This window comes from Mycobacteriales bacterium (genome assembly GCA_036497565.1).
In the GTDB taxonomy this organism is placed as follows: domain Bacteria; phylum Actinomycetota; class Actinomycetes; order Mycobacteriales; family QHCD01; genus DASXJE01.
Window position 1 is genome coordinate 1 of sequence record DASXJE010000299.1, and the last position, 9,578, is coordinate 9,578.

10 protein-coding genes are annotated in these 9,578 nt (G+C 68.3%); 2 read left to right on the forward strand and 8 right to left on the reverse strand.

Annotation, left to right across the window (positions count from 1 at the left end; translation table 11 throughout):
• Both VGH85_23000 and VGH85_23005 read left to right on the forward strand, forming a co-directional pair.
• Nucleotides 1-998 (forward strand): DUF222 domain-containing protein (locus tag VGH85_23000; GenBank protein ID HEY2176689.1); only part of this gene is annotated, 998 nt, incomplete at its 5' end.
• Nucleotides 999-1,068: 70 nt separating this feature from the next.
• Nucleotides 1,069-1,908, forward strand: coding sequence for an SDR family NAD(P)-dependent oxidoreductase (locus tag VGH85_23005; GenBank protein HEY2176690.1), 840 nt, complete (start codon nt 1,069-1,071; stop codon nt 1,906-1,908).
• A 33-nt stretch (nt 1,909-1,941) separates the two neighbouring features.
• Here VGH85_23005 and VGH85_23010 read toward each other — a convergent pair whose 3' ends face one another.
• From VGH85_23010 to VGH85_23045, 8 genes are all read right to left on the reverse strand, one after another.
• On the reverse strand, nt 1,942-2,577 hold the full coding sequence (locus VGH85_23010; protein HEY2176691.1) for a hypothetical protein: 636 nt from the start codon (nt 2,575-2,577) through the stop codon (nt 1,942-1,944).
• Nucleotides 2,578-2,621: 44 nt separating this feature from the next.
• Nucleotides 2,622-3,953 (reverse strand): Nramp family divalent metal transporter, encoded by a 1,332-nt coding sequence (locus VGH85_23015; protein ID HEY2176692.1) that lies wholly within the window; start codon nt 3,951-3,953, stop codon nt 2,622-2,624.
• Nucleotides 3,950-5,641, reverse strand: coding sequence for a chaperonin GroEL (groL, locus tag VGH85_23020; protein ID HEY2176693.1), 1,692 nt, complete (start codon nt 5,639-5,641; stop codon nt 3,950-3,952). Before groL ends, VGH85_23015 begins: the two co-directional genes overlap by 4 nt.
• Before the next feature lie 38 nt (nt 5,642-5,679).
• Entirely contained in the window at nt 5,680-6,705 is a 1,026-nt protein-coding gene (locus VGH85_23025) for an NAD(P)-dependent alcohol dehydrogenase (GenBank protein HEY2176694.1), read from the reverse strand.
• Nucleotides 6,702-7,406: an iron-sulfur cluster assembly protein gene (locus VGH85_23030; GenBank protein HEY2176695.1), complete on the reverse strand. Its 705-nt coding sequence runs from the start codon at nt 7,404-7,406 to the stop codon at nt 6,702-6,704. Before VGH85_23030 ends, VGH85_23025 begins: the two co-directional genes overlap by 4 nt.
• Nucleotides 7,403-8,461 (reverse strand): amidohydrolase family protein, encoded by a 1,059-nt coding sequence (locus tag VGH85_23035; protein HEY2176696.1) that lies wholly within the window; start codon nt 8,459-8,461, stop codon nt 7,403-7,405. The genes VGH85_23030 and VGH85_23035 overlap by 4 nt, the downstream gene beginning before the upstream one ends.
• A gap of 45 nt (nt 8,462-8,506) precedes the next feature.
• Entirely contained in the window at nt 8,507-8,881 is a 375-nt protein-coding gene (locus tag VGH85_23040) for an MmoB/DmpM family protein (protein HEY2176697.1), read from the reverse strand.
• Nucleotides 8,878-9,578 (reverse strand): toluene hydroxylase (locus VGH85_23045; GenBank protein HEY2176698.1); only part of this gene is annotated, 701 nt, incomplete at its 5' end. The genes VGH85_23045 and VGH85_23040, both read right to left, overlap by 4 nt.

Consider the following 9,578-nt stretch of genomic DNA (forward strand, 5'->3'; position numbering starts at 1 on the left):
CCACGTTGACCGCCTGGTCGACCGGGGCGATCGACGCGGTCAAGGCCCGGTCGGTCGTCGACGCCACCCGCCCACTCACCCCCACCCAGGCCAGCGTCGTGCAGGACCGGGTGCTGCCCCGCGCGGCCGGGCAGACCCTCGGGCAGCTGCGGGCGGCGTTGGCGCGGGCGGTGATCGCCGCCGACCCCGCCGGCGCGCAACACCGCCACGCCCAGGCCTACGCCGACCGCCGCGTCGTACTCACCCCCGCCGGGAACGGCATGGCCGAACTGTGGGCGCTGCTACGCGCCGCCGACGCCACCGCCCTCTACCACCAACTCACCACCCTGGCGAAGAAAACCGCGGACGGCCGGTCGATGGACGCCCGCCGCGCCGACGCCCTCACCGACCTCGCCCACACCCGCGGACCCGGCCAGCCGACGCCCGCCCTGATACAGGTCACCGTCGCCGCCACCACCCTGCTCGGCGCCGACCACCACCCCGCCCACCTCACCGGCTACGGACCCATCACCGCCGCCGAAGCCCGCCGCATCGCCACCGACGGCCGCTGGCGGCGCCTACTCACCGACCCGACCACCGGCGCGCTGCTCGACTACGGCCGCCGCAGCTACCCCACACCCGCCCCACTCGCCGACCACGTCCGCGCCCGCGACCACACCTGCCGGTTCCCCGGCTGCCGACAACCCGCCACCACCGCCGACCTCGACCACACCACCCCCTACCCCACCGGACCCACCACCGCGACGAACCTCGCCGCCCTCTGCCGCCACCACCACCGACTCAAACACCACACCCGCTGGACCGTCACACAAGACGACGACGCCACCCTCACCTGGACCACACCCACCGGCCGCCGCCACGTGACCCGACCCCCGGCCCTCAGTGAGACAGCCCCGCAGGATCACGACCCGGACACAGGTGGGAGCACCGCGCCGACGTCGAACGCCGCGCCGGTGGCGACCACCGCCGAGTTCACCGAGCCGGCCCAGGGTCCATGACGACTGGTCCGCATCGCAGCACCGTCGACTCCAGAACCATCAGCACGAGAACTGGGATTAGGCTGCAGCGATGCCGGTCGTGATTCTTACTGGTGCAACGCGAGGGATCGGGCGGGCGGCCGCCGTCGAGTTGGTCCGGCGTGGCGCCGAGCTGGCGGTCGTCGGCCGCGATGAGGCGCGGGTACGAGAGACCGCAGCGGAGGCACGCGCCGCCGGCGCGAGCGGCAGTACGGTTCACGAGCACGTCGCCGACCTCGAGCGGATGAGCGAGGTCCGCAAGCTCGCAGCCGAGCTCCTGGACGACTATCCGCGTATCGATGTGCTCGCGAACAACGCCGGTGCGATGTTCACGTCGCGGCACGTCACCCAGGACGGCTTCGAGCGGACCTTCGCGCTCAACCATCTCGCCCCGTTCCTGCTCACCAATCTGCTGCTGTCGCGGCTGACCGCCGTAGGCGGACGAGTAGTGACGACGGCGAGCGACGCCCACAAAGGCGGTTCGCTCGACCTCAGCGACCTCCAATCGGAACGGGATCGGTTCCGCCCCGGACGCGTCTACGGCACCTCCAAACTCTGCAACGTCCTCTTCACCCGCGAGCTACAGCGCCGCAACCCGGGCATCGCCGCCAACTGCTTCCACCCCGGCGTGATTCGCACCGGCTTCGGCAAGAACGACGGCACGGTGGCACGAATCAGTCTCACCCTTGCCGCGCCGTTTCTGCGATCTGCGGCGAGCGGAGCACGTTCGCTGGTCTGGCTCACCCTCGACCCCGGCGCTGGTGAGCTGCGCGGCCAGTACGTCGAGAAGGAGAAGGTGGTGCAGCCGAGCGCCCAGGCACAGGACGACCGCCTCGCCGCCGAGCTTTGGGAGCGTTCGGAGGAACTGACCGGGTTGACGCAGAAGGCGTGATCGTCCGTCCGGCGTCCGCGAAATGGCCAGCAGCTACGGCGTAGCCGGTCCCGTCGCATCCGGCTGCTCGTCGGGTGGCGCGACCTCCAGCGGCGCGAGCTGGTCCAGCTCGGCTTTGCCGAGGTCCTTCACCTCGTCGAACACCTTTGCCTGCTGGTCCGCGATGCGATCGTTCACCATCTTGCTCAGCCCGAACGCGATCGCCCCGGTCTGGCGGACCGTGATGTCGTCCACGGACGGCTGTCGCGCGGAGGCGACCCCGATACCGCCGGCCGTGCCGTCCGCTGCCTGGGCCACCCCGACCGAGAACCGCTCACGGGGATTGACGCTGGGATGTGCGTAGTGCTGGCGAAGCTGCAGGAGTACGCGGTGCCAGTCCAGCACGTCGGAGTTGGACAGGGTGGCCGTGAGATCGTCCTCGGTGAGGGGGGCGCGAGCATCGTCGGTGGAGAAGCAACGCGCGTAGGAGAGCACAGCCGTGGTCCAGACGCTCTCGATCGCGACGTCGTCGGCGTCGCCTGCGCCGAGTTCGGACATCAGGCGCTCGCAGCACCGCAGCACCATCTGCAGGTCCTCGAAGGTGGCGAGCAGGTTGACCAGCGTGGTGGCACTGCCGCTGTCCAACCGCCGCAGGACGGTCGGTGGCTCGGACGGTGTGGTCTGGGTCATCAGGTGACTTCCTGGTCGTGGAGCCCGGCCGGTGGCGTGGGGCGCTACCGGAAGATCGCGGAGTAGATGAGGAACACGTTCAAGAGGATGATCGTCGCCGCGATCACACCCATCGCGGCGGTCGTGAGCCGCGAGTTGACCAGCGAGCCCATGATGTCGGTCCGCCGGGCCACCAGCAGCAGGGGTATGAGGGCGAACGGGATCCCGAACGAGAGCAGGACCTGCGAGAGGATGAGGCTCTCGGTCGTGGGCAGGCCCAGGCCCAGCACGAGCAGGGCGGGCAGCATCGTCAGCCCGCGCCGCACGTACAGCGGGATCCGGCGCCGGATGAAGCCCTGCATGACCACCTGGCCCGCGTAGGTACCCACGCTCGAGGATGACAAGCCGGACGCGAGCAGCGCGGCGGCGAACGCCAGTGCGGCGCCGCCGCCGGCGAGCCGCGCGAGGTTGGTGTGCGCCGCTTCGAGCGAGTCGACCTTGACGACGCCGGCACTGTGGAACAGCGACGCCGCGACGATCATCATCGCCAGGTTGATGACACCGGCGATGCCGAGCGCGACCGTCACGTCGAGTCGCTGGAAGCGCAGCAACTGGCGGCGTTCGCCGTCGTCGCGGCATTCCACCCGGTACTTGGTCAGCGCCGAGTGCAGGTAGACGACGTGCGGCATGACCGTCGCCCCGACGATTCCGGCCGCGAGCAGCACGCTGTCGGAGCCGGAGAAACCCGGGACCAGCCCCGCAGCGATGCCCCCGGGATCGGCACCGACCGCGATGAGGTCGTAGGCGAAGCCGAGGAGCACGATGGCGAGCAGCCCGACGATCGCGAGCTCGAACCGGCGGTGCCCGCGCTGCTGGAGGGCGAGGATGATGAAGGCGACGACAGCGGTGATCACACCCGCCGGGAACAGCGGTACGCCGAACAGCAGGTTCAGGCCGACGGCGGCGCCGATGAACTCCGCCAGGTCGGTAGCCATCGCGATGAGTTCGGCCTGCACCCACAGGCTGCGCGACACCGCCCGCGGGAAATGCTCGCGGCAGAGCTCGGGCAGATCCCGGCCGGTGACCACTCCTACCTTCGCCGACTGGTACTGCACCAGCATGGCCATCAGGTTGGCGACGACGACCACCCACAGCAAGGCGTAGCCGAAGCGGGCGCCGGCGGAGAAGTTCGTCGCGAAGTTGCCGGGATCGATGTAGGCGACGGCAGCCACGAACGCCGGACCCAGCAGAGCGACCGCTCCGCGCACCCGCCCGCGGGCGCGGAGCTGAGCGAGCGCGCTCAGATCGTCGGGCGACGCCGGCTCTATCTGGCCGACGGACCATTCCGGCACCGTGCCGTCCTTACCGGTGCCGGGCGGGGACTCCCGGACGGTCACCCGACCGACGGTCCGAGGCCCAGCGATTGTGGCGTGCTGGAGTCAGGCGACGGCTGGTGCAAACCCTCGTCCAACTGCCCGAACTCGGTCATCAGGGAGCGACTGCCACCCCAGGGCGTCTGTTCCTCGGCGATCAGCGTGTTGGTGGTGAGCAACAGACCCGCCACCGAGGCGCCGTTCTCCAGGGCGGCCCGACAGACCCGCAGCGGGTCGATGACGCCCATGTCGATCATGTTGCCGTAACGGCCCTGGAGGGCGTCGAACCCTTCGTCGACGTCCATCTGGGAGACCTTCGCCACGACCTCCTGGCCCGAATAGCCGGCGTTGCTGGCGATCAGGAAGGCCGGTTCGGTGAGTGCCTGGCGCACGATCTCCACGCCGATGGCGTAGTCCCGCTCGACATCGAGTTGCTGGAGCACCGGCGCCGCGTGCACCAGGACCGCGCCGCCGCCCGCGACGATGCCTTCGGCCATCGCGGCACGGGTCGCCGATAGCGCGTCCTCGACCCGGTGCTGCAACTCGGTGAGCTCGGCGTTCGTGGGCGCACCGACCTTGATCACCGCGACCTTGCCGGACAGCGACCCGATCCGCTCGGTGAGCACGTCCTCGTCGATCCCGAACGTCGCGCGCTCGAGTTCGGCCCGCAGCTGGGCGAGCCGGAAGGCCACCTGGTCCGCCGACCCCGCTCCGTCGATGATGGCCGTGCGGTCGGCGGTCACCCGGACCTGCCGGGCCCGGCCGAGCTGGTCGATGGTCATGGTCTCCAGGCTGAAGCCGGAATGCTTGCTGAAGACCTCGCCGCCCACGATCGTCGCGATGTCCTCGAGTTTCCGCAGCCTGCGGTCACCGAACCCGGGTGCCTTCGTCGCGACACACTGGAACACCCCGTTCACGTGGTTGTGCACGATCATGCTCAGCGCCGAGCCCTCGATGTTCTCGGCGATGATCACCAACGGCCGCGGAGCTCGCATCACCTTGTCGAGCAACGGCATCAGCTGCTGGACCTTCGTGATCTTCTCGCTGCACAACAGGATGTACGGGTCGTCCAGGATCGCCTCGAGGCTGGCCGGATGGGTCACCAGATACGGCGACACGTAGCCGTTGTCGTATTCGAACCCCTCGACGAAGTCGACGCTCATCCCGTTGTCGCCCGATTCCTCGACGGTGACGATCCCGCCGTCGCCGACCGTGTACAGAGCCTTGGCCAGTACCGCGCCGACGGCGTCGTCGTCGTTCGCGGAGATCGCCGCGACCCGCGCATAGTCGGCCTCCGTGGTGACCGGGTGCGCCACGCTCTGCAGGTGCTCGACCAGCTTGGCGACCGCGAGATCCACACCACGCTTGACGAGGACGGGGTTGCCGCCCGCCCCGATCGCCTTCATACCGAGCTTGATGATCGCCTCGGCGAGCACCGTCGCCGTCGTGGTCCCGTCACCGACGATGTCGTTGGTCTTGATCGCCGCTTCCTTGACCAGCTGGGCACCCATGTTCTCGAACTGGTTGCCCAGGTGGATCTCCCGGGCGATGGTGACGCCGTCGTTGGTCACCACCGGGGAACCGGTGATCTTCTCCAGGATGACGTTGCGGCCCTTGGGCCCCAGGGTCGATTTCACCGCCTCGGCCAGCTGCTCGACCCCGGAGAGCAGCAAGGCCCTGGCGTCTTCACCGAATCGCAACTCCTTGGCCATGTGGTCCTCCTGGGGCGTGGTGGTCGTGGGCGTGTGGACTACGGAACGAGGATGGCCCGCCCGCGGACCTTGCCGGCGTCGAGATCGCGGAGCGCCTCCGGCGCCGCATCCAGCGGGTAGGTCTTGGTGTGCAGGGTGACCTTGCCGGTCTGCGCCAGGACCATCAGCTCGGCGAGCTCGTTGTAGGTGCCGACGATGTTGCCGATGATGTTGCGTTCGGTGGAGATGACGTCGAGCGTCGGGATGGTGAGAGTGCCGCCGTAGCCGATGACGAAGTAGGAGCCGGCCGGCCGGGTCATGGCGAAACCGTCGTTCTCGGCGCCCTGTTCGGCGACGAAGTCGAGTACGACGTCGGCACCCAACCCGTCGGTGAGGTCCTTCACCGCGTCGACATGCGTCCCGTCGGCGACCACGGTGTGCTGGGCGCCGAGCTCGGCCGCGAGCTTGAGGGCGTCGGGGTTGCGGTCCACCACGATGACCTCCGCGGCGGTCAACGCGGCGAGGCACTGGATGCCGATATGGCCGAGCCCGCCGGCGCCGATCACCGCGCAGGTGGTGCCGGGGTAGAGCAACGGGATGGCCTTGCGCACCGCGTGGTAGGCCGTGATGCCGGCGTCGGCCAACGCGGCGACGTCCTCCGGCCGCGTGCCCGGGTCGAGCTTGACGCAGGCGCGCGCCGAGGTCAGCAGGAACTCCGCCATACCGCCGTCACTGTCGAGCCCCGGAAAGCTGCTGTTGACGCAGTGCATGTCCTGGCCGGCCCGGCAGGCCCGGCAGAGGCCGCAGGTCGGGGTGGGATGCAGGATCACGGTGTCGCCGACCGCGACGTTGGTCACGGCCGAGCCCACGTCGTGCACCCAGCCGGCGTTCTCGTGGCCGATGGTGTACGGCAGCGTCGGATGCATCGCCTGATCCCACTGGCCGTCGATGATGTGCAGGTCGGTACGGCAGACCCCAGCGCCGCCGATCTTGACGACCACGTCGAGCGGACCTTCGACCTTCGGTTCCGGCACGTCCTCGACGACCGGCTGCTGGTGGTATCCGTGCAACCGAACGGCTTTCATCGGTCCTCCTCCACCTCGCCCAACCCCCGAGTTCCGTACCGTTCGCGCAACATACCGCGGCAGACGCCGCTGTTGGCCTCAACGCTCACACGGGTCAGTCGGGCCCGCCGCAGATGGATCGGCAGGGATTCGACCCCCACCGGTTCCCCGGTGACGGCGTCGACGAGCAGCGCCGAGTCGTCGCCGGCCGGCAGGCCGAGTTCGGCGCGGCGGGCCCGCAACCGTTCGCGGTCGGCCGACGGCGGCACGTCACCCAGCGTGAGGACGGCGAGGTCCTCGGCCGTCCGGCCGGCGGCGAGAAGTGGCCGGCAGACCCGGTCGGTGCCCGCCAGCACGGCCTTGCGTACGAAGTCGGTCCGCAGCTGGTCGAGCTCCCCGTCGGCGAGTCCGTCGAAGGACTGGGCGAACCCGGACCGGGCCGCCACCCCGCCGTTGATTTCGTCCGAGGCGAAGTGGTCCTCGAGGATGATCTCCGCCCGCCGCACGCCCACGACGGCGCTCACGGCGTCGTAGGCGTCCGCCACCATCAGGAAGGCGAAGTTCGGGGCACAGAAATACGTCGGCAGTCGCAGCCGCACCGACGCATCACCGTCCGCAGAAACGGCGCACGACGAGACGAAGCCCAGCGTGGTGACGGGTTCATCCAGTTCGGGATCGCGCACCGCCTCCAGGGCAGCGAGTATCTGGGCCGTCTCTGTCACACCTTGGCCCCGCCTTCGACCAGCGTCGCGTCGTCCTGTGCACCCGGAGTCCCGTTTTCCGGTGCCAGCTGGCATTCCCTCGGCACCTCGATGCCGTAGAGCTTGGCGGCGTTCAGCCCGAGGATCTTCTTCTTGGTCGCGGTCGTGACCCGCGGGTAGTCGGAGAATTCGTCACCGGGGTAGTCCCAGTCCACGAAGCCCTCGATCTGCCACTTCGGCTCCCAGATGCCGTAGTCGCTGCCGAAGGTCATCTTGTCCTCGCCGACCCAGAACAGCAGCTCGCCCATCACCTTGGCGAAGAACTTCGGCCGCGCATACATGAGGCCGCCGATCACGACCGACAGGCCGGCGTAGACGTTGGGCTCCTGCGTCGCCATGAAGCAGAAGTCCTCGATCCGCGGCAGCCCCACGTGCTCGACGATGAAGTTCAGCTCGGGGAAGTCCGTCGCCGCGTGGTCCACGTCGGAGACGTCGAAGGCATCCTTGTCCAGCGGCCAGATGGTCGGGCCCTTATGAACGTGGATGTTCTTGACCCCGAGCTCCTGGGCCTTCTCCAGATAGCGATAGGCCTCCGGGTCCTTGAGCGTCCAGCCCCGCGAGTCGCCGCGCCATTCCGCCGTGTAGAGCTTGACGCCGGTGGAGCCCCACCGGGCGACATTGTCGGCCAGGTCCTTCAGGCCCGCCTCGCCCTCCCGCGGATCGAACCGGGTGTTGACGATGAACTTGCCCGGGTGCTTCTCCGACAGGGCGCCGTTGCGTTCGGTGGTGTTGAAACCCTCGGTGTACCACTCCGTCAGATAGGTGGGTTGGAAAATCGCCTTGTCCACATAGCCGGTCTCGAACACGTCCTTCATCAGGTCCTGTTCGGAGTACTTCTGGAAATGTTCGATCGTCCAATGGGTCTCCGGCGGCCCGAGCGACTGGTAGGCGTGGAAGCACTCGATCCAGCCCTTGGCGTAGTTCTCGTGGCCCGCCACCCAGTTCTGCGGGCTCGCGTCCCAGTAGTGCATGTGGCTGTCGACGACGAAGTACTTCTCACCGTTTTTCTCGTACACCTGTCCTCCTCGAGGAGATCTCCCGGCTCAGGCGGATTCTGTCACTCAGTTCGGGGAGGCGACCAGGTCGAAACCCAGGTATTCCGCGGCGTCCTCGGGGTTGGCGAACATGATCGTCCGGTCGTCCTCGTGGATCATGCGGCCGTAGTGGGTCGACATGTTCTCCTCGAACTCGGCGTTGTCGAAGAAGCCGGGCTCCTCGCCGAGGGCCTCGGAGATCTCGTCGTAGACGAAGTCCATCCGCCGCTCCGCATCGACCCTGATCATCGAGGGCAGCGGCATCACCTTCACGCCCGGCTTGTCGCGCATCACCTCGGCGACTACCTGACCCACCTGGTTGTTCATCAAGGTGACACCACACCTGTTCGACGAGGTGTTGTCGGACTTGTACGGGCTCTCGGCCGTCTTGAACGTGCTCACTGGGTCAGCTCCTTCGGGTTCTGCAGGCTCAGCTCGGAGAGGATGCCGCTGAAGCGGCTCTTCGCGCGGTCCAGCGCATCCTCGAACCGCGGTGGCTTGGAATCGGGCTGCGACCAGAGCGGCTGCATCTCACGTGCCGCGGTGATCGCGCGCGGGACCCACGTGGAGAGCCAACCGTCGAGGATCGCCTTGTTGTGGTCGGCGAACTCCCGGTCGTTGGTCAGCAGCTCGAACATGGCCTTGGTGTAGCGCAGATCGCGCTCGGCGTAGTCGTACTCGCCGGCGCCGACGACCGTGGGCGTCACGAAGTCACCGTTGCCGGGTGCCGCCTGCTGCACCAGGTGGCTCCGGAACATCTCTCCGACCAGCGGTTCGAAGACGACGTTGGCGGCGAAGATCGCCTCGGCCCAGTCGTCGATCGTGGTCATCTGCTCGGCGACCCGTCGTACGCCCTGCCATGCCGGGTCTTCGTTCCAGGTCTGGACGTGGGCACTGCCGTCGAAGTCGGGGATCTCCTCGCTCAACGTCAGGTTGTACAGCGCCAGGTCCTGCGCGAACCGGATCCGGTGCATGCTGTTGACCGAGATCGCGTTGTTGTGCATGTTCGTCGGCGCCCGGCGGTTCGCGTTCGCGAACAGGTAGAGGCCCAGGCCGTGCTCGACGTGCATCCACGCGCCGACGTTCCGCTCGACGAAGG

Bases quoted from the DNA above. Each gene is read 5' to 3' on its own strand.
- VGH85_23005 (HEY2176690.1), top strand. From the start codon at position 1,069: ATGCCGGTCGTGATTCTTACTGGTGCAACGCGAGGGATCGGGCGGGCG.
- VGH85_23010 (HEY2176691.1), bottom strand. From the start codon at position 2,577: ATGACCCAGACCACACCGTCCGAGCCACCGACCGTCCTGCGGCGGTTG.
- groL (HEY2176693.1), bottom strand. From the start codon at position 5,641: ATGGCCAAGGAGTTGCGATTCGGTGAAGACGCCAGGGCCTTGCTGCTC.
- VGH85_23025 (HEY2176694.1), bottom strand. From the start codon at position 6,705: ATGAAAGCCGTTCGGTTGCACGGATACCACCAGCAGCCGGTCGTCGAG.